The organism is Nocardioides sp. (genome assembly GCF_047602075.1).
In the GTDB taxonomy this organism is placed as follows: domain Bacteria; phylum Actinomycetota; class Actinomycetes; order Propionibacteriales; family Nocardioidaceae; genus Nocardioides.
In genome coordinates this window covers 1629005-1654364 of the sequence record NZ_JASGIF010000001.1, presented here as the reverse complement: position 1 = coordinate 1654364, position 25360 = coordinate 1629005, and the positions used below count along the sequence as shown (strand labels likewise).

Here is a 25360-nt window from a genome sequence, read left to right as displayed (position 1 = left end):
CTCGGGCCTCGGGCATAGTAAGCGCCAAGCCTACTAAGCAACCGCTTAGTAGCGCCCAGGCCACGAAGGAGCAGCGGTGCCCGAAGCAGTCATCGTCTCAGCGGCCCGGTCCCCGATCGGTCGGGCGTTCAAGGGGTCACTCAAGGACATCCGACCCGACGACCTAGCCCTTCAGATGGTCCAGGCTGCGCTGGCGAAGGTGCCGGAGCTCGATCCGAACGACCTCGTCGACCTGATCCTCGGCTGCGGACTGCCGGGCGGTGAGCAGGGCTTCAACATGGGCCGGGTCGTCGCGGTGCGGGCGGGCTACGACCACCTTCCTGGTACGACGGTCACCCGCTACTGCTCCTCTTCTCTGCAGACGACCCGGATGGCCTTCCACGCCATCAAGTCCGGTGAGGGCGATGCCTTCATCTCCGCCGGCGTGGAGACGGTCAGCCGGTTCGCCAAGGGCAACAGCGACCACATCGAGGGGCGCGACCTGAAGAACCCCGCCTTCGGCGCGGCGGAGCAGCGCACCGCAGGGCGCGCCGCGGGCGGAGCCCCGACCTGGACCGACCCACGCGAGGACGGAGCCCTTCCCGACGTCTACATCGCGATGGGCCAGACGGCCGAGAACGCTCAGCAGGTCCTCGGGATGAGCCGCCGCGAGCAGGACGAGTTCGCCGTGCGCAGTCAGAACCTCACCGAGCAGCGGATCGCCGAGGGCTTCTGGGCGCGCGAGATCAGCCCAGCCACCATGCCGGACGGGACTGTGGTGTCAGCAGACGACGGACCGCGAGCCGGGGTCACCCTGGAGGCCGTCAGCGAGCTCAAGCCGGTCTTCCGGCCTGACGGGACCATCACCGCCGGCAACGCCTGCCCTCTGAACGACGGCGCCGCGGCGCTGGTCGTGATGAGCGACGCCAAGGCCCGTGAACTCGGTCTGGTGCCGCTGGCGCGCATCGTGTCCACCTCGGTCACCGGCCTGTCGCCGGAGATCATGGGCCTCGGTCCGGTCACGGCTATCCCGGCCGCGCTGCGTAGCGCGGGGATGACTCTCGAGGACATCGACCTGGTGGAGATCAACGAGGCGTTCGCGGTGCAGGCGCTCGGATCGGCGCAGCAACTGGGCATCCCGCTCGACAAGTTGAACGTCAACGGCGGCGCGATCGCCGTCGGGCACCCGTTCGGCATGACCGGTGCCCGGATCACCGCCACGCTGATCAACTCCCTGCAGTGGCACGACAAGCAGTTCGGCGTCGAGTCGATGTGTGTGGGCGGCGGGATGGGCATGGCGATGGTCATCGAGCGGCTGAGCTGAGCGACCCGCCACGATGACCGACCCCGTCGCTGGACAGGCCCCCGCCGGGCGGCTCTTCGCCGGGCAGGGCGTCGTCGTCACCGGTGCGGCCGGCGGCATCGGCCGAGCGTTGGCGGCCCGACTCGTCATCGAGGGCGCGCGGGTCGTCATCAACGATCTGGACCCCGCGCGCACCCGCGCGACCGCCGCGGACATCGGCGCGACGGCCGTCCCTGGCGATGCCGCGAGCGAAGCCGGATCAGCGGCGCTCGTCGCCGCGGCCGACGAGCAGCTGGGCACGATCGACGCCTGGTTCGCCAACGCCGGCATCGTGCGTGGTTTCGGTCTCGACGCGACCGAAGCGGAGTGGTCGGCCAGCTGGGAGGTCAACACGATGGCGCACGTCCGGGCGGCGCGGCTGCTGGTGCCGCACTGGCTCGAGCGCGGCCAGGGGCGCTTCGTGGTGACCGCATCGGCTGCCGGACTCCTGACGGCGCTCGGCGCGGCGCCGTACTCCGTCACCAAGCACGGCGCGGTCGCCTTCGCGGAGTGGCTCGCAGCGACCTACCGACACCGCGGCATCGCGGTGCACGCGGTCTGCCCACAGGGCGTGCAGACCGAGATGCTCACCAACTCGGGGCCGATGGAGCAACTGCTCGTTGCCGACGGCGCGCTCACAGCCGACGACGTCGCGGAGGCGACCATGACGGCGATCCGCGAGGATCGCTTCCTGGCGCTGCCGCACGCGCAGGTCGCCGGCTACTACCGTCGCCGTGCCGAGGACACCGACCGGTGGCTGAGCGGGATGAACAAGCTGCAGCGCCACCTAGAGAGCGAGGAGGAGAGATGAGGATCTTCAACGGGATCCCCGAGCTGGAGGCGGCCGTGGGGTCGCAGCTGGGGTATTCGGAGTGGCACACCGTGACCCAGGAGCAGATCGACAAGTTCGCCGAGGCTACCGGGGACCACCAGTGGATCCATGTCGACCCCGAGAAGGCGGCGGCCGGCCCGTTCGGCACCACCATCGCGCACGGCTTCCTCACCCTCTCCCTGCTGCCGATGCTCGTCTCGGGGATCTACCGGGTCGACGGGGTGAAGATGGCGATCAACTATGGCGCGAACAAGGTGCGCTTCCCCTCGCCCGTGCCGGTCGGCTCCCGAGTGCGGGCCGGTGTGGAGCTGCTCGGGGTCGTCCCCAACTCGCTCGGCTACCAGGTCGCCAGCCGGGTGACCATCGAGCGCGAGGGCGGCGACAAGCCGGCCTGCGTGGTCGACATGCTCGCCGTCGTCGTGCCGTGATGACGGATGCAGCGGACGCCGTTCCCGGCCTCGACCTGGGTCGGCTCGGCAGATGGCTCGCCGGCCATCTCCCCGGCGCAGGCCCGGAGTTCACCGCCACCCTCGTCGCAGGCGGCAAGTCCAACCTGACCTATCTGGTCGCAGACGGTGATCACGAATGGATCGTCCGTCGACCTCCTCTGGGTCACGTGCTCGCGACCGCGCACGACATGGCTCGGGAGCACCGCGTCATCACGGCCCTGCGCGGGACCGCGGTCCCGGTGCCCACCACCTATGGCTTGTGCGAAGACGTCGACGTCATCGGTGCGCCGTTCTATGTGATGCAGCGCTGCGCCGGGACGCCATACCGCTTCGCCACAGAGCTGGAGGCCCTCGGAGCCGAGCGCACCCGCGCGATCTCCGAGCAGCTCGTCGACACCCTGGCGGCCTTGCACGCGGTCGACCCTGTCGTCGTAGGGCTGAGCGACTTCGGTCGGCCCGCCGGGTTTCTCGCCCGCCAGGTGAGCCGGTGGAAGAAGCAGCTGGACGCCTCCCACAGCCGAGATCTGCCGGCTGCCGACGAGCTTCATCGGCGGCTCGCCGCAGACGTCCCGACGGAGTCGGCCGCGGGCATCGTGCACGGCGACTTCCGCCTCGACAACGTGCTCGTCGACGATCAGGACCAGATCGCCGCTGTGCTCGACTGGGAGATGGCGACCCTCGGCGACCCGCTCACCGACCTGGCGTTGATGCTCGTCTACGGCAGGCTCGGGGCCGCCGACAGCGCTCTGGCAGTGAGCACAGTGAGTGCGGCGCCGGGGTTCCTCACCGAGGACGAGATCGTCGCGCGCTATGCCGCCGGCAGTGCGCGTGACCTCGCCCGATTCGGCTTCTACCTCGGGCTGGCGGCGTTCAAGCTCGCCGTGGTCCTTGAGGGCATCTACTACCGGCATCTGCACGGTCAGACGGTCGGTGAAGGCTTCGACCGCGTCGGCGAAGGCGTCGACGTGCTGCTGGACGTGGGACTGAGAGCAGTGGAGGAGAACCGCTGATGGACTTCGCCTTCGACGCGCGCACCGAGGAGATGCGCGCCACCATGCTCGCGTGGATGGACAGCCACGTCCATCCGGCCGAGCAGGTCTTCGCCGAGCAGCTGGAGCAGCTCGATGACCGGTGGGCGTGGGACTCGGTGCCGATCCTGGACGACCTGCGCGCCTCCGCACGCGAGCGGGACCTGTGGAACCTCTTCCTGCCCGGCGACGAGGGCGGTGGTCTGACGAACCTGCAGTACGCGCCGCTGGCGGAGATCTCCGGCCGTAGCGGGCACCTTGCGCCCGCGGCGATGAACTGCGCGGCCCCGGACACCGGCAATATGGAGGTGCTCGCCCAGTTCGGCACGCCCGAGCAGAAGGAGCGCTGGCTCCGGCCGTTGCTCGACGCCGAGATCAGGTCTGCCTTCGCGATGACCGAGCCGGCGGTGGCCTCCTCCGACGCGACCAACATCGCCACCCGCATCGAGCGAGACGGCGACGAGTACGTGCTGAACGGTCGCAAGTGGTGGATCACCGGTGCGATGAACCCCCACGCGAAGATCTTCATCGTGATGGGCAAGACCGACCCGACCGCGGATCGGCACCGGCAGCAGTCGATGATCCTCGTGGAGCGAGACACTCCCGGGTTCGAGATCCATCGCGGCATGCGGGTGCTCGGCTACGACGACCACGAGCACGGCGGCCACGCGGAGCTGTCGTTCACCGACGTCCGAGTGCCGGCCACCAACCTGATCGGCGGGGAGGGCGACGGCTTCGCGATCGCCCAGGCCCGGCTCGGCCCCGGCCGCATCCACCACTGCATGCGGGCGATCGGCATCGCCGAGCGGGCCATCGAGCTGATGTGCGCCCGCGCTCAGGAGCGGGTCGCCTTCGGCAAGCCGCTCGCCGACCAGGGCGTCATCCGGGACTGGATCGCCGAGTCGCGGGTGCGACTGGAGCAGCTCCGGCTGCTGGTGCTCAAAGCAGCCTGGCTGATGGACACCGTCGGCAACAAGGCCGCCCACACCGAGATCCAGGCGATCAAGATCGCCACCCCGGCCACCGTGGAGTGGATCTTGGACAAGGCGATCCAGACCCACGGCGCCGGCGGCCTCTCCCAGGACTTCCCGCTGGCCAGCATGATCGCCGGGGTTCGCACGCTGCGGTTCGCCGACGGTCCCGACGAGGTCCACAAGAACGCCCTTGCCCGCGCCGAGCTGCGTCGCCAAGCCGCAGCCCGCGAGGCACGCTCGTGAGCGACGCACTCGCCGCCGATGCCGTCAGCGAGCTGGAGCAACGGGTCACGACCTTCCTCACCGAGCACGCCCCCGCCGAGACCGACCGACTGGACTTTCTGCGTGCCCAGTTCGACGCCGGCCTCGCCTGGGTGTGGTGTCCCGTCGGGCTCGGCGGACTCGACCTCCCGCGCAGTCTGCAGGGCGTGGTCGACACGCTGCTCGAGCGGGCCGGTGCGCCGACCAACGCACCGGAGAAGAACGGCATCGGTCTCGGCATGGCCGCACCGACGATCCTCGCGGTCGGCACTGACGAGCAGAAGCGCCGCTTCCTCCGACCCCTGTGGACCGGTGAGGAGATCTGGTGCCAGCTGTTCAGCGAGCCTGGTGCCGGCAGCGACCTCGCGAACGTATCGACCCGTGCGGTCCGTGACGGTGACGGCTGGGTGGTCAACGGGCAGAAGGTGTGGACCTCGGGTGCGCAAACCGCCCGGTTCGCGATTCTGGTCGCCCGCACCGATCCCGACCAGCCCAAGCACGCGGGGCTGACCTACTTCCTCTGCGACATGACCGACGCCGGCGTGGACGTCCGGCCGCTGCGGCAGATCACCGGCGAGGCAGAGTTCAACGAGGTCTTCCTCACCGACGTGCGCATCCCGGACAGCCAGCGGCTCGGCGCCGAAGGCCAGGGCTGGCGGGTCGCCAACGCGACGCTCAACAACGAGCGGGTCTCGATCGGCAGGTCCGCCGAGCGTGAATCCGCGATGATCGGGGTCGTCGCCCGGACCTGGCGCGAGCACCCGGACCGGCGTACGCCCGAGTTGCACGACCGCCTGCTGCGCCTCTGGGTGGACGCCGAAGTGCTCCGGCTCACCGGCCAGCGGCTGCAGCAGAAGCTCGCCCAGGGCCAGCCGGGTCCGGAAGGGGCGGCGATGAAGCTCGGCTTCGCGCGGGTAGCCCAGCAGGCGTCCGGGCTGGAGCTGGAGCTGCTGGGTGAGGAGGGACTGCGCTACTCCGAGTGGACGATGCGGCGACCGGACCGGGTCGACTTCACCGGCCGTGACGCCGGCTATCGCTACCTGCGCGCCAAGGGCAACTCGATCGAGGGCGGCACCTCGGAGATCCTGCGCAACATCGTCGCCGAACGCGTCCTCGGCCTGCCCGCCGAGCACCGGGTCGACAAGGACCGGCCGTGGAAGGAGACCGTCAAGTGAGCCTCGATCTGCTGCCCTCCGACGTCGAGACGGATCTTCGGGCGGTGGTCGGCCAGCTGCTCGCCGACCGCTGTCAGGCAGCCGCGATCGCCGCGGCGTACGACGGCGACCGATCCGTGGTCGCGCCCCTCTGGACCGCCCTCGCCGCCGAGCTCGGACTTGCGGGGCTGCTGATCCCAGACGAGCGTGGGGGAGCGGGTGCCACCGCTCGGGAGGCTGCTGCGGTGTTGGAGGAGCTCGGTCGGGCCGTCGCGCCGGTGCCCTATCTGACCAGCGCCGTGATCGCCACGACAGCGCTCCTCGACTCCGCCGATTCCACCGGCCCCGCCGCCGAACTGCTGGCCGGTCTCGCCACCGGGGAGCGCACGGCGGCGTTGCTGCTGCCGCTGTCGACCGGCCCTGACGATCCGCTCCCGGCCCTGTCTCGAGACGGCGGCGGTCGGGTGAGTGGGTTGGTGACCAGCGCGGCCGGTGCACTGGAGGCGGACACGTTCCTCGTGCTGGTGGCCGCGGACGAGGGTCCCGCGCTGGGTGTGGTTGCGGCAGCGGATGCGACCGTCCTCCCGGTGGCGTCTCTCGACATGTCCCGTCAGCTCGCCGACGTCACCCTCGACGGCGCGCCGGTCACCATCGTCGTCGAGGCCGGCGAGCCCGCGGTGAGGCGGGCCCTGCTCGTCGGCGCCGCATTGCTTGCCTCCGAGCAGGTGGGTCTGGCTCGCTGGTGCCTCGAGGAGACCCTCGCCTACCTCAAGGTGCGCACCCAGTTCGGCCGAGTCGTCGGCGGCTTCCAGGCGCTCAAGCACCGGTTCGCGGACCTCTACGCGCAGGTCGAGTCGGCCTCGGCAGCAGCTGCCTACGCCGTCGCCGCGTTGGCCGCCGACGATCCCGACGTGGCCGTCGCCGTCAGTGTGGCGCAGTCCTACTGCAGCGAGGTCGCGGTCCATGCCGCCGAGGAGGCGATCCAGCTCCATGGTGGCATCGGGATGACCTGGGAGCACCCGGCCCACCTCTACCTCAAGCGCGCCAAGGCCGATCAGATCGCGCTCGGCACCCCCGGCGTCCATCGCGCCCGACTGGCTGCCCTGGTCGATCTCCCTGGCCCGGCTGCCGCGGGCTAGGACAGGCCGCGCTCGAGCGAGTCGAACGCGGCGGCACCGGCGGCCATGACCTGCCGAGCCACCTTGGGAGCGGCGTGGCCCGCGATGGCGCCGTCCTGGACGGCCCGAGACATCGCCCGGCTGACGTTGACCAGCGCCGAGGCGTGCACGAACGGGCGCAGGTCGCCGGGAGCGGCCGCCAGCTCGTCGGCGATCAACTCGGTCAACGCGGCGACCGCGCGATCAGACTCCAGGCGCTCCCTCGCCTGTAGTGACGGGCTCTCCCGGATCACCTCGTCTCGGCCGGGACGGCGTCGGTGAGGCTGGCGAGGCGGCCGATCAGGCGGACCCTGGTGAAGAGGCCGACGGCCAGCGCGACCGCCGTACTCCCCGCGCACACGAAGAACGCGACGTCCACGCCCCAGGCCCCGGCCAGCACGCCGCCGATCGCCGCGCCGGCCGGGGAGCCGCCCCAGGCGATCATGCGGGCGGTCGTGTTCACGCGCGACTGCAGTCGCATCGGGGTCAGCGTCTGGCGGACGACGATGCCGTTCAAGATGACCACCGTCGACACCAGGTTGAACCCGATCATGACCGCGGCCGCGAGCACCCACGACGTCGTTGCCCCGAGTGCGATGGTCAGCAGCGACACGGCCGCATAGCCGATCACCGTGACTGCGCCGACGGTCCAGTTCCGTTGCAGCCAGCCGAGGGCGACGCTGCCGAGGAAGGCGCCGATGGAGGCGGCGACGTAGAGCAGTCCGAGTCGGCCGTCGTCGTCTGCGAAGCCGAGCTGTTCGACTGCGAGGACGACCGTGAGTCCGGCCACCGCCCCTCCGGTCACCGAGAGGCCGATGCCCATGAAGGTCAGCTGGCGGATCACCGGATGTGCCCACACGAACGCCAGGCCCTCGGCGATCTCGGCGCGCAGCGAGGTGGGGGCGTCCGACTTCTCGATGGCGCCCGGATCCCACGGCATCCGGGCGAGCAGGAGCGCGGCGATGGCATAGGCGACGCCGTCGATCGCCACCACCCAGGGTGCCCCGACCGAGGCGATCAGCACACCGGCGATGCCGGGGCCGGCGATGCTGAGCACGGTGTTGATGGCCGTCATCGTTGCCATGGCCGATCCGATGCGGTCGCGGCCGACCAGCACCGGCAGTGCGCCGAAGGCGGAGGCGTCAGAGAACACGAAGGCGATGCCGACCGTCAGCGCGACAGCGAAGATCTGTGGCACGGTGAGGATCCCGGCCAGATGGGCGGCCGGGATCGTGAGCATCGTCGCTCCGGCCAGGATGCTCGTCCATGTCATCACCCGCCGGTTGTTCCATCGGTCCGCGAGGGCACCGGCAGGTAGGCCCAAGACCAGATAGGGCAACGCCTCGAGGGCGGCCAACAGCCCGGTCAGGGTCGCGCTCGAGGTGCGCTGGTAGACCAGCACGGGCATGGCGACCAGGCTCATCACGTTGCCCGCCCAGGAGACGGTGCGAGCGGCGAGGAAGTCCCGGAAGCCGGGCTCGCGGATCCAGGCGGTGGTCATCGCCAAAGTCCTCCGGGCAACTAATGAGAAATCTTCTCAACAAGCGTACGCCGCCCCCTCGCGCATGGCGACGCCGCCTCGTGTGCGCGATCGCTGGTGCAGCGGCTCGGCGAGTGGCATTAATACATGCGCATGTGTTTATATATGGAGCAAGGGCCCCGCAGCGGCCTCTGGGCAGCCGGCGAAGAGCTGCCCTCCCGATACCAGCCAGGGAGGCAACATCATGTCGACTACCCATGAGGTGCACGCAGCCCACGAGCACACCCACGCACCGGACTGCGGCCACGTCGCCGTCGAGCACGAGGGCCATGTGGACTACCTCCACGACGGACACGCCCACCACGAGCACGACGGCCACTACGACGAGCACGCGCTCGATGCGCATGTCACCGCAGAGGTGCACGAGCATGAGCACGGTGCCGACTGTGGCCACGGGACGGTTCAGCACGGCGACCACGTCGACTACGTCCACGGAGAGCACCGGCACGCCGCGCACGGCGACCACTATGACGAGCACTGATCCGGGACGCGTGTCAGGTTGAAGCCGGGTGGCGCCCTCCAGCAAGATCTGGCCATGGCCGGTTCGCGTGAGGACCCTGGTGGCCGGCGCGACCTGGACGCCCGCTACCGCGCGGTCGGCGAACTCTTCAGCGCCTTGGCAGCACCGGTGCGTGCGGCGATCGTGCACCGGCTGACGGTCCGGGAGCACTCGGTGACCGAGCTGGTGGAGGAGTTGGGCATCTCGCAGCCGCTGGTGTCCCAGCATCTGCGCACCCTGCGTGGAGCCGGCCTCGTGCAAGCCGATCGCAACGGACGCGTCCTGGTCTACCGCCTAGTCGACGAGCACGTGGCGCACATCTTCCTCGACGCCTATCGGCACAGCCGCGAAGGCCGGGAGGGCGACTAGCAGTCGCGGTGGGCCCGCACTAGGAGGTACTCCGCGTCGATGTCGATCGAGCCGCCGGGGTGGGCGAGAGCGGCCAGCTGATCACCGAGGTCGGTGCGCATCTGGTCGGCCCGCGGGCCGAGCATGGCGCCGGCTGCGATGTGTGCGGGAGAACAGGTGAAGTAGAAGTCCACGGCGGCCTCGCTGCTCGCGAACCGCCAGGGGAGGGTGCGGACCTCGATCTCGACCTCGGCGAACGCTTGGCCCAAGAGACCCGCCACCTGCTCGGCATCGCCCCACCTCAGCGGTGCAGTCGCGGCGCCCGGCTGCGGCAGGTGGCGGGCCATCAACGCCGACATCTGACCCAGGTAGCCCGCCGGAGTCCAGGCGGTGAAGGCGAGGATGCCGTCAGGGCGCAGACAGCGGGCCACCTCTCGGAGGGTGGCCGAGGGATCGTTGGTGAAGATCAGGCCGAACGACGAGGCGACCACGGCGAAGGTCTCGTCTCGGAAGGGGAGCTCCTCGAGCGGTTCCTCCCGCCAGTCGACGACCAGGTCTTCGCGATCCGCTGCCTCACGGGCCTGAGAGAGAAGCGGAGCGCAGACGTCGACCGCGCTGACCGCCCAGCCGTCGGCGGCCAGCGCGAGGGCGACCGACCCGGTGCCGGTGGCCAGGTCCAGCGCACGGCGCCCGTGGCCCTCGCCGAGGGCTCCGGCCAGGGCACCTGCTGCAGGACGCAACCGCTCGGCCAGGCGGGCGTAGTCGCCCATCGCCCACAGCTGGGCCAGCGCTTGTCTGTGCTCGGCCTGCATCACTGACCTCCAGGCGCAGCCACCAGGCGCGCGCTATGGCCCCGGCCCTGCAGCTGACCGAGGAGACGGCAGACGAGGTAGATGGCGAACGAGATGGTGGTGACATAGGGACTGATCGGGATGGTGGTGCCGAGCGCGAGCAGGATGCCGCCCACCATCGAGCTGAAGGCGAAGACCACCGACAACACCGGCACCAGGCTGGGTGACGAGGTCACCTGCAGGGCTGCGGCCGCCGGCGTACACAGCAGGGTGAGGATGAGCAGTGCGCCGATGACCTGGATCGACACCGCGACCGTGCAGCCGAGCAGGATCACGAAGAACGGGCCAAGGAAGCGCACCGGCACTCCGCGGGCGGCAGCGACCTCGGGATCGACGCTGGCGAACATCAACGGACGCCAGATGGCCGCGAGCACGATCAGCACGACCAGTGAGGTGACCAGCAGGACGGTGAGGGAGGTGTCGTCGATGGCCACGATCTGGCCGGTGAGCAGACCGAACTTGTTGGCCGCTCGGCCCTTGTAGAGGGCGAGGAACAAGATGCCGAGCCCGAGTCCGAACGGCATCAACACGCCGATGATCGAGTTGCGATCGCGTGCTCGCATGCCGAGGACGCCCAGCGCGAGTGCTGCGAGCAGGGAGCCGGCGAAGGAGCCCGCGACGACACTCACCCCCAAGAGCAGCGCGCCGGAGGCGCCGGCGAAGGAGAAGCTCGCTGATCCCGTGCACCGCGAAGGGCAGGTCTCGCGTCATCACGAAGACACTGACCAACCCGCCGACGACACCGAGCACCGCTCCGGCGATCAGCGAGTTGCGGACCAGGGGGAGCAGCTCGCCGTAGTTGTCGAAGTTGACGATCTGGTGCCAGTCGATCGCTGCGATGCTCACGCCGTTGCCTTCGTCGGATGAGAGGTCGTGTGGGGGTGGGTGTGGGCCACGTCGTCGGCGCCGAGGACGACGATCTGGTCGCCCCGGCGGATCACCTCGATCGGCGAGCGGTAGAGCTCGCTGAGCACCGCACTGGTCATCACCTCGTCGGGAGGTCCGATCCGGAAGCGGCCGTCGTTGAGATAGAGCACCTGGTCGGTGACCGGCAGCACCGGGTTGATCTCGTGGGTCACGAAGAGTACGGCGGTGTCGCGGTCGCGGCGCTGCTTGTCGAGCAGGTCCACCACGCCTCGCTGGTGGCGCAGGTCCAAGGAGAGGAGCGGCTCGTCGCAGAGGAGCACGGCGGGTTCGGTTGCCAGCGCCTGGGCGGCACGGAGCTGCTGCTGCTCCCCGCCGGAGAGTCGACCGATCGGCCGATTCGCGAAGGCGCCGGCGCCGACCCGCTCGATCAACTCGTCGACCTGGCGCCGCTGCTCTCGGTTCCGCCAGGGCAGGGGAGGACCCCAGTGGGTTCCGTCCAGACCGAGCTGGACCAGGTCGCGGCCGCGCAGCGGGACGTCGATGGCATACCCGTGATGTTGGGGGATGTAGCCGATCCGACTGCTGCCCCGGCGTGCTGGCTGCCCGCAGACACGGACCTCGCCCTCGGTCAGCGACAGGGTGCCCAGGATGGCTTTGAGCAGGCTGGACTTGCCCGACCCGTTCGAGCCCAGCACGGTGATGAACTGTCCGGGCTCGACCGTGAGATCGAGCCCGGACCACAGCGTCCTGGTGCCGAACGAGAGTCGGGCGTCACGCAGCTCGACGACCGCCGTCATCGGCTCAGCCGAGGGCCGAGCGCAGGGCGTCGATGTTCTGCTGCATCCAGCCGACGTAGTCCAGCCCGCTGGGGAGCGTCTCGGTCACTGGCACGACCGGGATGCCCGCCTTCTTCGCTGCCTTCTCGATCTGCTCGGTGATCGGTCCACTGGTCTGCTCGTTGTAGACCAGCACCTTCACCTCGTGGTTGGTGTAGAGGTCCAGGGTCTCCTTCAACGTCGCCGCGGAGACGTCCTCGCCCTCCTCGATCGCCTCGCTGAAGGCCTCCGGCGTCTTGTTGACCAGGCCAGCCGCCTCGGTCAGGTAGAGCGGAACCGGCTCGGTGATGCCGACGCCCTCGCCGGCGTGGGAGGACTTGAGATCGTCCGTCTCGCTGATCAGACCGTCCACCTTGTCCTTGAAGGCGCTGGCGTTGCTGGTGAAGGTGGCGGCGTCGTCGGGATCGGCCTTGCCCAGCTCGGCAGCGATCTCGTCGGCCACCTTCTGGACCGTCGGGAAGTCGTACCACACGTGTTCGTTGAGCTCACCGTCCGCCGGCGCGGTCTTGCCGGAGATGTCCACGGCATTGAGCACGGTGGCGTCGGAGCTGTTGGCGTCGAGGAGCTGGTCCACGAAGTCGTCGTAGCCGCCACCGTTCTCGATCACGATGCTCGCCTTGGAGATGGCCAGCGCGGTGTTCGCGTCGGCCTCGTAGGAGTGCGGGTCCTGATCGGGGTCGGAGATGATCGAGGTCACCTCGACAGCGTCTCCGCCGACCTGCTTGGCCACGTCGCCCCACACATTGGTCGACGCGACGATGCCGATCGGCGCGCTCTGCCCGCCACTGCTGGTGGCGTCCTTGCTCGCACCGTCGTCGCTCGAGCCACAGGCGGACAGCGCGAGCACGCCCGCCAGCATCAATCCGGCGCCCACCGTGCCGGTCTTCCTCCACCGCATTTCTCGGTCCCTCTCTGATTTCGTCCGCGACTGTCGTGTCGTCGTACAACCTAACGTAGACGATAATCATAATCGCTACCGGGAGGGAGGGAGCGATGACACAGCTCGACACGACGCCGAGGAGGCGATGGATCGGCCAGGCCGAGCTCGTCGCGCTCGCGGCGCTCGCGGTCATGCTCGGCCAGCACTGGGTCCGACAGGCGCTCGATGGCGAGGCCTTGCGCACCTGGTGCACGATGTTCGTCGCTGTGGTCGTCCAGTCCACGCCCTTCCTGGTCGCGGGTGTGCTCCTGTCCGCATCGATCTCTCGGTTCCTCTCCGAGGGCGCTCTGCGTCGGCTGATCCCGGAGAATCCGGTGCTGGCGGTGCCGGTTGCCGGGATCGCCGGTGTCGGTCTGCCTGGGTGCGAGTGCGCCGCGGTCCCCGTCGCCGACGGGCTGATGCGCCGCGGGCTCCACCAGGCCGCTGCGCTGACCTTCCTGCTGGCCGCCCCCGCGGTGAATCCAGCGGTGATCGTCTCGACGGCGGTCGCCTTCCGGGGCAACCACGCGATGGTGTTCGCCCGGGTGGGCGCGTCCCTGGTGACCGCCATCCTGGTGGGTTGGTGGTGCCTGGCGCGCGGCGACCGCCTGCGTCTGGAGCAGCGAGCACGCGTGCACGAGCACGAGGAGACCTTCCTCGGCGCGGCGCTGCACGACTTCCTCTATGCGGGAGGCTTCCTGGTGATCGGGGCGATGGCGGCCGCGGCGATCAACACCTTCGTGCCGCCACGCATCCTGGATGCCGTCGCCGGGCATGCGTTGCTCGGCGCGCTCGCCTTGGGCGCCTTCGCCTTCGTCGCAGCTCTCTGCTCGGAGTCCGACGCCTTCGTCGCCGCGAGCCTGACGTCGTTCTCCGACTCGGCGAAGTTGGTCTTCCTCGTCGTCGGCCCGGCGATGGACATCAAGCTCGCCTCGATGGAGTCCGGCCAGTTCGGGATCGGCTTCGCGCGCGAGTTCGTCCCGGTCGTCTTGGTGGTGGCCGTGCTCACGGCACTGACCGCGGGGTGGATCCTGCTATGACTGCGAAGACGCAAGGCATCGTGGTGGCGCTGCTTGCCGCCGTCCTGGTGCGGCTGGCCCTGACCGGGGAGTACCTCCGCTTCGTGCTGCCCTGGATGCGGTGGCCGCTGCTCGTCACCGGCCTGGTGTTGCTCGTGATGGCGATCCGCCCCGCGCTCGGGCTGGGCGGCAGCGCCGAGCGGGTTCCGTGGCCGACCTGGTTGCTGGTCTTGCCGGTGCTGATCGTGTTCGCGGTCGCGCCGCCACCGCTCGGCGCCTACCTCGCCGAGCGTCGGTCCGCACAGCCGCCTCCGCGCCCTGCCAGTCCATCGGTGGTTCGGGTCCACCACGGCAGGGGACCGGTCGACCTCGGCCTGGACGAGTTCACCTGGGGAGCCGCTCAGCCGGACGACGTGATGGGGCTGACCGACGCCACCGTCCGGATCGAAGGCTTCGTGAGCACCGATCACCAGGGAGGGTGGTATCTCACCCGGCTGGTGATCTTCTGCTGCGCCGCTGATGCGGTCGTCGAGCGGATCAAGATCCTCGGACATCCCGCACCGCCCCGGGACCAGTGGGTGCGGGTCACCGGTGTCTGGGTCGCAGGCACCGGCGCCGACCCGGCAACACCGCCCGAGATGACCGCGACGGAGGTGGTCGACCTGCCACCGCCGAAGAACCCCTACGGGTAGCCGGCCTACGCGCGCTGCCGAGCGCAGTCGGCACAGGTGCCGAAGAGCTCGAGGGTATGGCTGACCTCGGTGTAGCCGTGCTTCTCGGCCATCGCGTCCGCCCAGCGCTCGACCGCCGGGCCTTGGATCTCGACCGCGCGACCACACCAGCGGCAGACGAGGTGGTGATGGTGGGTCTGGCTGCAGGAGCGGTACGCCGACTCGCCCGAGTCGGTCTTCAACACGTCGGCCTGACCCGAGTCGACGAGTGACTGGAGGGCGCGGTAGACCGTGGCGAGCCCGACGGTGTTCCCGCCTGCCCGCATGGTCGCGTGGATGTCCTGGGCACTGCGGAAGTCGGGGGACTTCTCCAGTTCCTCGATGATCGCGTTGAACTGGCGAGTCGAGCGCTCACGGGTCCCCGCACGCACGGTCGGCCCCGGCTCGCTGGCTGGCATCGGTCCTCCACTCGTTGGCTCGGCCCCAACTTACCGGGCCGCGGGGAGATCGGCTGCTGGTGGCTTTCGGAGAAGTGATGCCAGACCTCGAAGTGGCGCCTGCAGATCAGAGTCGACGTAGCAGGAGGACGGCATCGTCGAGCTCGGCCGGCTCGCCGTCAGGTGAGGTGACCTGCTTGGTGCGGATCTCGGCGAGCATGGTCTTCCAAGCGTTGGTGTCCAGGGCCAGCTCCTCGAGCTCCTCGGCCGGGGTGAGGAACCGGTGCTCGTGGGCCGAGGCATCGGCCCACGGCGGTGCCGCTGCGTGGGAGGTGATCAGCAGGTGCCCGCCGGGCACGACCAGGTCGGCCGCCCGGCGCAGGATCTCGCTGCGCGGCAGCTCCACCGGTGAGTGCAGGAAGCTCGCGGTGACCAGGTCGTAGGGGCCGTCGTCGGCCAGCGTGGAGAGGTCTCCGGCGACGAAACGAGCCCGGCCCGGGGGGAGCCCCGCAGCCTCGGCGGCAGCGGTCGCCCGCCGGATCGCCGTGGGCGAGATGTCGATGCCGGTAGCCGACCAGCCCTGCTGGGCGAGCCAGACCACGTCCGCCCCTTCCCCGCAGCCCAGGTCGAGCGCACGGCCGACCGAGAGGCCACCGGCGATGTCGGCGAGGGTCTGGTTCGCCCGTCCCGACCAGACCCGGTCGGCGGCGTCGGCGTACCGCTCCTCCCAGAAGTCCACGGGCGCGACCGTCGGCCAGGTGCTCTCGACGGCGGCGTCGAAGTCTTCCTCCACGAGGACAGCATTCACCATCGCGCCGGTGAACGAGGCGGTGCCGATCGAGGCTGGGACGTTCGCGGACGGGTCGGCGACGTTGCCGACCGCCCAGATGCGCGGATGGCTGGTCTGGCCGACTCGGTCGGTCGCGAGGAAGCTGCCCATCGGAGTGTCGGTGCGGGCGAGGTCGAGGTGAGCGAGGAAGCCGTCGTGGGGTCGACCGCTGGCGCCGGTGAACAGGGCGTCGACCGTGGTCACCTGGCCATCAGCGGTGCGCACACCGAGGGACGAGCCTTGGTCGACGATCTCGGTGACGGGGGAGTCGACCAGCTCGACGTGGCGCGATCGCAGGCGCCGCTCGGTCGACTCGTCGAGCTCGCCGATCCCGGCGGTGAAGACGACGAAGCGGTTGCTCCACTGCCGCACCAGCTGCGCCAGATGCAGGCCGAACGGTGAGGTGGCGAGCAGCCCCAGGCGCTGGTCGCGCACCTCCCAGCCGTGGCAGTAGGGACAGTGCAGGACCCGCGTGCCCCACTGCTCGGCCAGCCCGGGGATCTCCGGCAACTCGTCGGTCATCCCGCTGGCGACGATCACTGCACGTGCCTGGAGCGCCCTGGTGGAGAGATCCCTGCTGGCAGGGTCGACGTCGAGCGGCTCGGCCAGGGTGACGGTCAGGCCGTCCTCGCCGTCGTCGACGCGCTCCGCGGCGCCGGATCGGATCTCGACGCCGTACGACGCGCACTCGGCCCGGCCGCTCTCGAGAAGCTCGAGCGGGTTGGTGCCCTCTCGGCCCAAGACGCCGTGCATGTGCGTGGCGAAGCGGTTGCGGGGGCTCCCTGCGTCCAGCACGAGCACGCGACGGCGTGCCCGCCCCAGCATCAGCGCGGCAGACAGCCCGGCCGGGCCACCGCCGATCACGATGGCATCCCAGCGGTCGTCACGCTCGGGTGCCTGCGGTCTGGTCATGGGCGCGTCAGTCATGGACACAGTCCAGTCGCAATCTGCGATAATGACAAACATTCTTGCGGTATTCGCAAAGATCTCTTCGCCGTGAGTGCGTTGAGGGGAGGCCCCATGGTCGAGGAGTTGAAGCAGATCGGTGCGCGGTTGCGCAGTCTGCGGCATGCCCGCGGGCTGACCCTGGCCGAGCTCGCTTCACGGGCGGACATCTCGGTCAGCACCCTGTCTCGGCTGGAGTCCGGCAAACGGCAGGCGAGCCTGGAGCTGCTGCTGCCGTTGACCCGTCAGCTCGGGGTGCGGATTGACGACCTGATCCCACCGGAGCAGACCGACCCTCGCGTGCGCAGGCCGGTGATCCGCAGGGACGGACTGGTCATCGCCCCACTCGCGCCCGAGGGTGCGCCGATCCGCACCTACAAGATCACCTATCCGCCGGCGACTACGCCTCCCGAGCCGCGCGTCCACGACGGCTATGAATGGCTCTATGTGATCTCGGGGCGGCTCCGGCTGATCCTGGGTGACCAGGACCTCGTCCTCACCCGGGGCGAGGCAGCCGAGTTCGACACTCGCGTCCCGCACAGCATGTCCGCCGTCGGCTCCCGGCCCGCCCAGGTGCTCAGCATCTTCAACGACGACGGCATGCGGATGCACACGCACACCGCGGTGGCGGAGTGAGCAGCCCGACCGGCTGCGGCGCAGTGGGTTAGCCTTCCGTCATGGCCTCGGTTGACCTCCCTGCGGGCGACTCGTCGGCGCCCGAGGCGGATCCGCTTGCCGATCCCGTCGGCGACGCGCGCGCCGCCGTCCACGTAGGGCTCTATGTCTCCGGCCTGCGGTGCATGCTGCAGTACGTCGTCGCGCCTGCCGTCGGAGCATTCGGCGTCGTGCTCGGTCCGATCGGGTTCGTGCTGCAGGTCCTCGGCACGGTGACCGCGACCTTCGGTGCGCTGCGGCTGTGGCGGCTCGGACACCGGTTCCGGGTGCCCTATGCCGTCGTTGCCGTGGCCTGCTGGCTGCTCGCCTTCTACGCGCTGGCGGAGATGGTCGGCCTCGTCGGCTGAGTCCACGGATTTGCGGTCGGTGCGACCTGTGGCGACCGATTTGGTTGCAGAGTGGTTACCGAACGGTCATTTTCGCGTGTGACGCCTTCCGCTGACGGGGATGGCGTGCGATTCTCTGCACGTCCACCATCTGGGACGTTGTCTGCCGAGGGAGAAGTGATATGCGCCGAGCACTGCTCGTCGCGTCCGCCGCTGTGCTGTCCAGCCTGATGCTGGTGTCGTGCGGGGACGCCAAGACCGATTCCAGCGGTTCCTCATCGAAGACGGAGGCCGGCACCGGGACCGTCTGCTCGACCACGGATGCCGCCGACGACCTGCTGGCTGAGATCTGCGACAAGGGAGTGCTCACGGTGTCGACGGACCCGGCGTACCCACCGCAGTCCAAGCTGAACGCGAAGACGGGGGAGTACGAAGGCTTCGACATCGACGTGGCCACGGAGATCGCCAAGCGACTCGGGGTGGACATCGCTTGGGAGGCGCCCTCCTGGGACGTCATCACCGCAGGCAGCTGGAACGGCCGCTGGGACATGAGCGTGGGCTCGATGACGCCGACCAACGACCGGCAGAAGGTGCTCTACTTCACCGATCCCTACTACTACACGCCGGCCGTCGTCGTGGTCCACCAGGACAACACCTCGGTGCAGGATCTCTCCACGGACCTGGACGGCAAGACGATCGGCGTCTGCAGCGGCTGCACCTACGACCAGTACTTGCAGAAGACCCTGGCCATCAAGGGCTTCACGTTCGACTTCATCATCGATGACGCCGTCATCAAGGGCTACGACACCGACACCACCGCGCTGCAGGACCTCGCCCTCGGTGACGGCAACCGTCTCGATGCGGTGATCACCTCATCGACCACCGCGCAGGGCTACGTCGACGCGGGCAACCCGGTCAAGATCGTCGGCGACCCGGTGTTCTACGAGCCGTTGTCGGCTGCCTTCGACAAGAGCTCCGAGAAGGACTCGACCAGCCTGGCCGAGGCTGCGAACAAGATCGTCGCCGACATGCACGCTGACGGCACGCTCAGCAACATGTCGAAGAAGTGGTACGACGGGCTCGACCTGACCGTCCAGAACTGATCTTGTCGTGATCGACGAAGCCCCGGGCTGGCGAGAGCGGGCCGCTCTCGCCAGCGCCCGGGTCCCGTTCAATCTCAAGGTCGCCGTGGTCTGGCTGCTGCTGTTCGCGGTGGTGGCGACGTTCTTCGCGCTCTCCCAGTTCGACACCGACTGGATGAAGCAGAACACAGGGTTCATCGCCAAGGGCGTCCGCTTCACCATGCAGATGGCGATCGGCGGCATCGTTCTCGCGGTGATCCTGGCCCTGTTCGGCGCGCTGGGACGCCTGTCGAGCAATCCGATCGCCTACGGCGTCTCCGGGTTCTACGTCTCCTTCTTCCGGGGCACGCCGCTCATCGTGCAGATGTTCTTGATCTACCTGGCGCTGCCGCAGATCGCCAACAACCTGGTCGATCGGTATCCCGGCCTCGGCACGAACTTCTCGCACACGCTGACCCTCTCGTCCCTCCAGGCCGGCACGTTGGCGCTCGGGCTGAACTACGGCGCCTACATGACCGAGATCTTCCGCGCCGGCATCCAATCGGTCGCGCACGGGCAGGGCGAGGCCGCCGACGCGCTGGGCATGCGCTATTGGACCAAGATGCGCCGGGTGGTCCTCCCGCAGGCGCTGCGGGTGATCATCCCGCCGACCGGCAACGAGTTCATCGCGATGATGAAGGACACCGCGCTGGTCTCCTTCCTCGGTGTGACCGTGGAGAGCGCCGAGATCTTCCGCCGGGCCCAATTGGTCGGCAAGGCCGACTTGAAGAACCTCGAGGCGTACATCGTCGCGGCTGGTCTCTATTGGGCGCTGACCGCCGTGTTCTCGTTCTTCCAGCGGCGGATGGAGAAGCGGCTCGAGAGCGGCTACGTCCGGGACGCCAAGGGCGGGCGGTTCGTAGAGCCGATGGTGTTAGGAGGTAGCCATGCCGGAGGCGGCCCATCTGCCTGAGGTGTTGAACCGCGACGTGATCGTCCGGATCAGCGATCTGCGCAAGGTCTACGGCCACAATGAAGTCTTGCGTGGCGTCTCCCTCGACCTGCACAAGGGCGAAGTGATCGTCATCTTCGGCCGGTCCGGCTCGGGGAAGTCGACGCTGTTGCGCTGCGTCAACTTCCTCGAGGATCCCAGTGGAGGGACGATCGAGATCGCCGGACAACACCTCGGCGGCGGCCATCGCACCCGGGCCAAGCGCGAGCGCATCCGTCGAGTGCGACTGTTTGCCGGCATGGTGTTCCAGCAGTTCAACCTGTTCCCGCACATGACCGCCGTCGAGAACGTGATGGCCGGCCCGTTGGCGCTGAGCCGCGGGGACCGGAAAGCGCAGGCCGAGCTCACCGGCACCTCGATGGAGAAAGAAGCGGTGCGGGCCCGAGCGATGGATCTGCTTGCCGAGGTCGGCCTCGCGGACCGGGCCGAGGAGCACCCGATCCGGCTCTCCGGCGGTCAGCAGCAGCGGGTGGCGATCGCCCGGGCGCTCGCGATGCAGCCCGAGGTGATGCTCTTCGACGAGCCCACCTCGGCGCTGGACCCCGAGCTCACCGGCGAGGTGCTGGCGGTGATGAAGCGGTTGGCGATCGAGCGACACATGCCCATGCTCGTGGTGACCCACGAGATGGGTTTTGCGCGCGAGGTCGCCGACCGGATGGCGTTCTTCCACGAGGGCGTCATCTTGGAGCAGGGCCCACCTGCCCAGATCTTCGGTCAGAGTCAGAACCCGGAGACCCGACAGTTCCTCGAGGCGGTGCTGTAGCCCGCGCCGGCCTAGCCCTCCGACTCAGCCCGGAGCGATCCGGTCCTTGCCCGGACCGCCGTTGATGTAGTCGCGACCCGGCCCGGTGCGCAGCCAGTCGTTGCCCGGGCCGCCCCAGACACGATCGTTGCCCTTGGCGCCATTGACGAAGTCGGCGCCCTTGCCGCACTTGACGATGTCGTTGCCGGCGTCGGCCAGCACCCAGAGGCGGAAGCGAGCGGGCAGGGTGTGGCCGTCGACGAAGTCGTTGCCCAACCGCGGCCAGACCTGGACGAACATCTTGCGGTGGTTGAACTTCTTCGGGATCTTGCACACCACCGAGATGCCCTTCTTGACCTTCTCGCGGTGGCAGCCCTTGGCGATCCGAGAAGCGTGCTTGGTGCGGGTGTCGCGATAGCGCAGGCTGTCGGTCTTCTCCACGTACTTGACGGTGAGATGGGAGTGCTGCTGCCCGGCGATGTAGACAAATCCGAACTTCGACATCCGAATGATCGCCTTGTCCTTCACGTCGTGGACGCCGGCGTCTCCGGGGCCCAGCATGAGCGGCGGCAGACCCTTCGCGGAGGCCGGACTGGCACCGATCGCGAGGATGGTTCCGAGGGCAAGACAGAGTGCTACGAACAAGCGAGTCAAGAGAATCTCCTGGCTGTGGGGGTCCTCGACCTTTGCACATCTCCCCCGAGATGGCGAGTCCGGACGGCTATCGACAGCCTGACTGAACATTCAGTAAGGTCCGATGAACAAGCCAGACAGGCAGGTCGACGATGAAGATCCGATGGGCCCATCTCGCGGCCCTGCTCGTCGCTGCGGCGCTAGCCGCATGCAGCACGTCGACCGAGGATCTGGGCGCGGGACCTCCGCTGGCGACGGCCGCCGGCACGCCGTCCTCAGCCGCGACGGAGGACCCGATGTCCTTGTCGTTGGCGGTCTTCAACGTCGAGTACGGCGGCACGGCCGCCACCGACGCCGTCCTGGCCGACCTCGACGCCGATGTCGTCGGTGTGCTCGAGTCCTACAACCGGTTGCCAGAGATCGCGGCCGCTGCCGACTATCCCTACTACGACGTCGGTCTGCAGATTCTCTCGAAGTACCCCATCCTCGAGCCGTCGGGCGCCGACGGGCTCTACGCCTACCTCGAGGTGCGGCCGGGCGAGGCGATCGCGATGATCAACACCCACCTCGACTACGTCAAGGACGGCCCCAACCGGCTCCAGCGTGGGGTGCCCGTGGCCAAGGTGCTCGCTGACGAGCAGGAGATCAGACTCTCCTCGATCGACAAGCTGCTGCCATCGGCGACCCGGCTGCTGGACCAAGGCTGGCCGGTGCTGTTCACCGGAGACCTGAACGAGCCCTCCCACCTGGACTGGACCGGGCAGACAGCGGACCAGCACGACGGGATCGGCCCGGTGGCGTGGCCGGTCAGTGAGGCGCTCGTCGGCGCCGGGCTGCGCGACTCCTACCGCGTCGCGCACCCGGATCCGCGCACCGACCCGGGCAACACCTGGGGCCAGGTCGCGGGTCGGGGCCACAGCATGCCGCGTCGGATCGACTTCGCCTATGTCGGCGGCCCGATCACCGTCCACGACAGCCAGGTGGTCGGCGAGCGCGGGGGAGAAGGCGTCGACCGAGATTATCCGCGATGGACCTCCGACCACCGGGCCGTGCTGTCCGACCTCAGTGTCACCCCAGTCCCCATCCCGACGACGGTGGCGCTGTCCAGCCGGATGCTGACCGTGGGTGACACCGTGACGGTGACCTATCGCCTGCCCGCAGCGGTCGACGGTCGAGACGATGCCTCGGGCGGCAGGATCACCCTGACCGGGCCTAGCACCATGTCACGCGACCTGTCCGATGCCGCTGGATCGGAGAGATTCGGCACGCGCGATCTCGAGCCGGGCTCCTACCAGGTGGACCTGGTCGATGCGGACGGCCAGGTCGTCGCCAGCAACGAGCTCTACGTCCGGCCGCGTGATGCGCAGGTCAGTCTCACCACTGATCGATCGACCTACGCGGTGGGCGACCCGATCACGGTGAGCTGGACCGACGGGCCGGCCAACCGGTGGGACTGGATCGGGGTCTACCGCGCCGGTGCGGCGGACCCGGAGAGTGACGACTACCTGGTCTGGGCCTACACCGGCGGCCACGACGCCGGCGCACTCCCGCCGACGACGGACGGCGAGCTGGTCCTCGGTCGGGACCAGCAGGGCAGGCCCTGGCCCCTGCCGCGTGGACGCTACGTCGTGCGCTACCTGCTCACCGATCAGTACGCCAGCGCTGGCTCGGCCACCTTCACCGTCCGCTGATCTTGCCGATCGACCGGCGGCTACGGGAGCGGCTCGAGCACCTCGTAGTCGCCGAGCCTGGGTGCGAGCGCCGCCACCTGGGCATCGCCGTCGCCGAGCAGGTGGTCCAGGGTGGTCAGTCGGGCGACCAGGTGGCCGACGGCGTACTCCATCGTCATCCCGATGCCACCGTGCAGTTGGATCGCCTCCTGGCCGATGTGTCGACCGGCCCGGCTCACCTGCAGCTTCGCGCGGGCGGCGGCGTCGCGCACCTGCGCGGGGGTCGAGCGGGGGTCGGCCAGCACCATGGTGGCCCAGGTAACGATGCTGCGGGTGAGCTCGAGCGAGGTGTACATGTCGGCGGCCCGGAAGGTGAGGGCCTGGAAGTGGTTGAGGGTGACGCCGAACTGCTTGCGCGTGGTGAGGTAGCCGGTCGTCAGCCGCAGGGCCGTCTCCATCGCGCCCAGTGACTCGTGGCAGGAGGCGATCCGTGTCGCCGCCAGCACCTGCTCGACAGCCTCGGTGGCGTCGCCGCCTGCGCCGAGAGGCCGAGCAGGAGCCGCGTCGAAGGCGACCCGCGCGGCGCGGCCGCCGTCCAGAGTGCGGTACGACGTCCGCTCGGTGTTCGCGGCATCCACCAGGTGAAGGGTGTCGTCGGCCAGCACCACGAAGACGTCGGCGCGTCCGCCGTTGAGGACTGGTTCCGCGACGCCCGTGACCCGACCGTCGTTCACGTGCAGTTCGTGGCCACGCGTGGTGAGCCAGGCGAACGCCGGCACCATCTCACCGGATGCCAGCGACCCGAGCAGCTCTGTCTGCTGCTCGGGTGAGCCGCAAGCGGCGATCAGGCTGCCGGTGAGCACGACCGCCTCCACGAACGGCTCGGGCGCGATCACCGCACCGATCTCCTCGGCGACGACAGCCACGTCGACCGGGCCGCCGCCGCTGCCGCCCACATCCTCGGGGAAGGGCAGGCCGAGCACGCCCATCTCGGCGAGGCCCTGCCAGATCTCCTCGTCGAAGCCGGGGTCGGTCTCGGTGACGGTGCGGCGCCGTTCGGCGTCGTACCCCTTCAGCAGTGAGCGGACCGCATCGGCCAGCGCTTCTTGCTCGTGGTCGCGCAGGAAGTCCATGGATGTGCTCCTTTACAGCCCGAGGATGGTGCCGGCGATGATCTGCCGCTGCACCTCGTTGGAGCCGCCGTAGATCGAGGCTTTGCGGAAGTTGAGGTAGGTCGGCCCGGCCAGCCGGGCCCAGACAGGAACGTCGGAGCCGTCGCCACCCCCCGACGCCACCGAGAGTGGGCCGGCGGCCTCGACCAGGAGCTCGGTGACCGCCTGCTGCAGCTCGGTGCCCTTGAGTTTGAGCACCGAGGAGGCGGGATCGGGCTTGCCGTCGGCGGAGTTCGCGACCACGCGCAACGCGGTCAGCTCCAAGGCGAGCAGCTGGTTCTCGACCTCCACGACGCGTGCCGCGAAGAGCGGGTCGGCGAGCTTGCCGTTGCCGGCGGCGACCTTCTTGACCCGAGTCAGGTTGCGCTTGGTGGAGCCGACTGGTGCGACCCCCACCCGCTCGTTGCCGAGAAGGAACTTGGCATAGGTCCAGCCTTGGTTGAGCTCGCCGACGAGAAGGTCGGCTGGCACTCGGACGTCTTCGAAGAAGACCTCGTTGACCTCGAAGGAGCCGTCGATCAGCTGGATCGGGCGCAGCGTGACGCCGTCGGCATCCATCGGCACCAGGAGCATCGAGATGCCGGCCTGCTTCTTGGCCTCCGGGTCGGTGCGGCAGAGCACGAAGATCCAGTCGGCGTGCTGCCCCAGGGTCGTCCAGGTCTTCTGTCCGTTGATCACCCACTCGTCGCCGTCGCGCACCGCCCGGGTGGTCAGCGACGCAAGATCCGACCCCGCGTTGGGCTCTGAGAACCCCTGACACCACCAGATGTCGAGGTTGGCGGTGGGCGGTAGGAAGCGCTCCTTCATCTGCTGGCTGCCGAAGTTCGCGATCACCGGACCGATCATGTTCGCGTTGAAGGCGAGTGGCGGGATCACCCCCGCGAGCTGCAGCTCCTCGTGCCAGATGTGGCGCTGCAGGGGCGTCCAGTCGCGCCCGCCCCACTCGACCGGCCAGTTCGGCACGGCCAGACCGTGGGCGTTGAGGATCCGCTGGGTGGTGACCACGTCCTCCTTGCTGGTGTGCCAGCCGGCGAGGGTCTGGTCCCGGATCTCTGCGGGAACCTCGGTGGTGAAGAAGATCCGCATCTCCTCGCGGAACGCCTGCTCCTCGGCGGTCAGGGCGAGATCCATG

General features: G+C 69.1%; 27 protein-coding genes and 1 pseudogene. 17 read left to right on the top strand and 11 right to left on the bottom strand.

Going from position 1 to position 25360, the window contains the following annotated elements; genetic code table 11:
* The first annotated feature begins 76 nt into the window (after positions 1 to 76).
* From QM714_RS08320 to QM714_RS08290, 7 genes are read left to right on the top strand one after another with little or no spacing between them, the layout of a single operon-like run.
* Positions 77 to 1303 (top strand): acetyl-CoA C-acetyltransferase, encoded by a 1227-nt coding sequence (locus tag QM714_RS08320; protein WP_415099383.1) that lies wholly within the window; start codon positions 77 to 79, stop codon positions 1301 to 1303.
* Positions 1304 to 1316: 13 nt separating this feature from the next.
* Positions 1317 to 2132 (top strand): SDR family oxidoreductase, encoded by an 816-nt coding sequence (locus QM714_RS08315; protein WP_415099381.1) that lies wholly within the window; start codon positions 1317 to 1319, stop codon positions 2130 to 2132.
* On the top strand, positions 2129 to 2581 hold the full coding sequence (locus QM714_RS08310) for a MaoC family dehydratase (protein WP_415099379.1): 453 nt from the start codon (positions 2129 to 2131) through the stop codon (positions 2579 to 2581). The genes QM714_RS08315 and QM714_RS08310 overlap by 4 nt, the downstream gene beginning before the upstream one ends.
* Positions 2581 to 3612, top strand: a complete 1032-nt coding sequence (locus tag QM714_RS08305) for a phosphotransferase family protein (RefSeq protein ID WP_415099377.1) — start codon at positions 2581 to 2583, stop codon at positions 3610 to 3612. Before QM714_RS08310 ends, QM714_RS08305 begins: the two co-directional genes overlap by 1 nt.
* Entirely contained in the window at positions 3612 to 4847 is a 1236-nt protein-coding gene (locus tag QM714_RS08300; protein ID WP_415099375.1) for an acyl-CoA dehydrogenase family protein, read from the top strand. The genes QM714_RS08305 and QM714_RS08300 overlap by 1 nt, the downstream gene beginning before the upstream one ends.
* A complete protein-coding gene (locus QM714_RS08295; RefSeq protein ID WP_415099373.1) occupies positions 4844 to 6040 on the top strand; it encodes an acyl-CoA dehydrogenase family protein in 1197 nt (398 codons plus the stop codon). The genes QM714_RS08300 and QM714_RS08295 overlap by 4 nt, the downstream gene beginning before the upstream one ends.
* Entirely contained in the window at positions 6037 to 7158 is a 1122-nt protein-coding gene (locus tag QM714_RS08290; RefSeq protein WP_415099371.1) for an acyl-CoA dehydrogenase family protein, read from the top strand. Before QM714_RS08295 ends, QM714_RS08290 begins: the two co-directional genes overlap by 4 nt.
* Here QM714_RS08290 and QM714_RS08285 read toward each other — a convergent pair.
* Positions 7155 to 7364 carry a hypothetical protein gene (locus tag QM714_RS08285; protein WP_415099369.1) on the bottom strand — a complete coding sequence of 70 codons (210 nt, stop codon included), beginning with the start codon at positions 7362 to 7364 and terminating at the stop codon, positions 7155 to 7157. The two genes, QM714_RS08290 and QM714_RS08285, sit on opposite strands and share 4 nt — an antisense overlap.
* A 62-nt stretch (positions 7365 to 7426) precedes the next feature.
* Positions 7427 to 8677 (bottom strand): MFS transporter, encoded by a 1251-nt coding sequence (locus tag QM714_RS08280; RefSeq protein WP_415099367.1) that lies wholly within the window; start codon positions 8675 to 8677, stop codon positions 7427 to 7429.
* Between the two features lie 223 nt (positions 8678 to 8900).
* Between QM714_RS08280 and QM714_RS08275 the strand changes: the two genes are divergently transcribed.
* Entirely contained in the window at positions 8901 to 9197 is a 297-nt protein-coding gene (locus QM714_RS08275; RefSeq protein ID WP_415099365.1) for a hypothetical protein, read from the top strand.
* Between the two features lie 54 nt (positions 9198 to 9251).
* Complete coding sequence (locus tag QM714_RS08270) at positions 9252 to 9584, top strand: ArsR/SmtB family transcription factor (protein WP_415099363.1); 333 nt, start codon at positions 9252 to 9254, stop codon at positions 9582 to 9584.
* Here QM714_RS08270 and QM714_RS08265 read toward each other — a convergent pair.
* From QM714_RS08265 to QM714_RS08250, 4 genes and pseudogenes are all read right to left on the bottom strand, one after another.
* Positions 9581 to 10375, bottom strand: a complete 795-nt coding sequence (locus QM714_RS08265; protein ID WP_415099361.1) for a class I SAM-dependent methyltransferase — start codon at positions 10373 to 10375, stop codon at positions 9581 to 9583. The two genes, QM714_RS08270 and QM714_RS08265, sit on opposite strands and share 4 nt — an antisense overlap.
* A pseudogene (locus QM714_RS08260) lies at positions 10375 to 11245 on the bottom strand (metal ABC transporter permease). The gene QM714_RS08265 and the pseudogene QM714_RS08260 overlap by 1 nt, the downstream one beginning before the upstream one ends.
* 11 nt (positions 11246 to 11256) lie before the next feature.
* Entirely contained in the window at positions 11257 to 12078 is an 822-nt protein-coding gene (locus QM714_RS08255; RefSeq protein ID WP_415099359.1) for a metal ABC transporter ATP-binding protein, read from the bottom strand.
* A gap of 4 nt (positions 12079 to 12082) precedes the next feature.
* Complete coding sequence (locus QM714_RS08250) at positions 12083 to 13015, bottom strand: metal ABC transporter solute-binding protein, Zn/Mn family (RefSeq protein ID WP_415099357.1); 933 nt, start codon at positions 13013 to 13015, stop codon at positions 12083 to 12085.
* Between the two features lie 95 nt (positions 13016 to 13110).
* Between QM714_RS08250 and QM714_RS08245 the strand changes: the two genes are divergently transcribed.
* The gene (locus QM714_RS08245; protein ID WP_415099355.1) at positions 13111 to 14076 is read left to right on the top strand and encodes a permease; all 966 of its coding nucleotides are present in this window, start codon (positions 13111 to 13113) and stop codon (positions 14074 to 14076) included.
* Positions 14073 to 14747, top strand: coding sequence for a TIGR03943 family putative permease subunit (locus QM714_RS08240; protein WP_415099354.1), 675 nt, complete (start codon positions 14073 to 14075; stop codon positions 14745 to 14747). The genes QM714_RS08245 and QM714_RS08240 overlap by 4 nt, the downstream gene beginning before the upstream one ends.
* A 5-nt stretch (positions 14748 to 14752) precedes the next feature.
* On the opposite strand, the gene QM714_RS08235 is transcribed toward QM714_RS08240, so the two are convergent.
* Positions 14753 to 15184: a Fur family transcriptional regulator gene (locus QM714_RS08235; RefSeq protein ID WP_415099352.1), complete on the bottom strand. Its 432-nt coding sequence runs from the start codon at positions 15182 to 15184 to the stop codon at positions 14753 to 14755.
* A gap of 106 nt (positions 15185 to 15290) precedes the next feature.
* A complete protein-coding gene (locus QM714_RS08230; RefSeq protein WP_415099350.1) occupies positions 15291 to 16919 on the bottom strand; it encodes an FAD-dependent oxidoreductase in 1629 nt (542 codons plus the stop codon).
* Positions 16920 to 17012: 93 nt separating this feature from the next.
* Between QM714_RS08230 and QM714_RS08225 the strand changes: the two genes are divergently transcribed.
* The 5 genes from QM714_RS08225 (at position 17013) to QM714_RS08205 (ending at position 20774) form a co-directional block, all read left to right on the top strand.
* On the top strand, positions 17013 to 17573 hold the full coding sequence (locus QM714_RS08225) for a helix-turn-helix domain-containing protein (protein WP_415099348.1): 561 nt from the start codon (positions 17013 to 17015) through the stop codon (positions 17571 to 17573).
* A gap of 41 nt (positions 17574 to 17614) precedes the next feature.
* Positions 17615 to 17959, top strand: coding sequence for a hypothetical protein (locus tag QM714_RS08220; protein WP_415099346.1), 345 nt, complete (start codon positions 17615 to 17617; stop codon positions 17957 to 17959).
* A gap of 161 nt (positions 17960 to 18120) precedes the next feature.
* On the top strand, positions 18121 to 19041 hold the full coding sequence (locus QM714_RS08215; RefSeq protein ID WP_415099344.1) for a transporter substrate-binding domain-containing protein: 921 nt from the start codon (positions 18121 to 18123) through the stop codon (positions 19039 to 19041).
* Positions 19042 to 19048: 7 nt separating this feature from the next.
* On the top strand, positions 19049 to 19972 hold the full coding sequence (locus tag QM714_RS08210; protein ID WP_415099342.1) for an amino acid ABC transporter permease: 924 nt from the start codon (positions 19049 to 19051) through the stop codon (positions 19970 to 19972).
* On the top strand, positions 19947 to 20774 hold the full coding sequence (locus tag QM714_RS08205) for an amino acid ABC transporter ATP-binding protein (protein ID WP_415099340.1): 828 nt from the start codon (positions 19947 to 19949) through the stop codon (positions 20772 to 20774). Before QM714_RS08210 ends, QM714_RS08205 begins: the two co-directional genes overlap by 26 nt.
* A gap of 24 nt (positions 20775 to 20798) precedes the next feature.
* On the opposite strand, the gene QM714_RS08200 is transcribed toward QM714_RS08205, so the two are convergent.
* Positions 20799 to 21407: a calcium-binding protein gene (locus QM714_RS08200; RefSeq protein WP_415099338.1), complete on the bottom strand. Its 609-nt coding sequence runs from the start codon at positions 21405 to 21407 to the stop codon at positions 20799 to 20801.
* Between the two features lie 131 nt (positions 21408 to 21538).
* Here QM714_RS08200 and QM714_RS08195 point away from each other — a divergent pair, with 131 nt between their 5' ends.
* Positions 21539 to 23077: an endonuclease/exonuclease/phosphatase family protein gene (locus tag QM714_RS08195; RefSeq protein ID WP_415099336.1), complete on the top strand. Its 1539-nt coding sequence runs from the start codon at positions 21539 to 21541 to the stop codon at positions 23075 to 23077.
* A 20-nt stretch (positions 23078 to 23097) separates the two neighbouring features.
* Here the strand turns inward: QM714_RS08195 and QM714_RS08190 are convergent, their stop codons facing one another.
* A complete protein-coding gene (locus QM714_RS08190; RefSeq protein ID WP_415099334.1) occupies positions 23098 to 24189 on the bottom strand; it encodes an acyl-CoA dehydrogenase family protein in 1092 nt (363 codons plus the stop codon).
* A gap of 12 nt (positions 24190 to 24201) precedes the next feature.
* The gene (locus QM714_RS08185; RefSeq protein WP_415099332.1) at positions 24202 to 25359 is read right to left on the bottom strand and encodes an acyl-CoA dehydrogenase family protein; all 1158 of its coding nucleotides are present in this window, start codon (positions 25357 to 25359) and stop codon (positions 24202 to 24204) included.
* Position 25360: the final 1 nt, after the last annotated feature.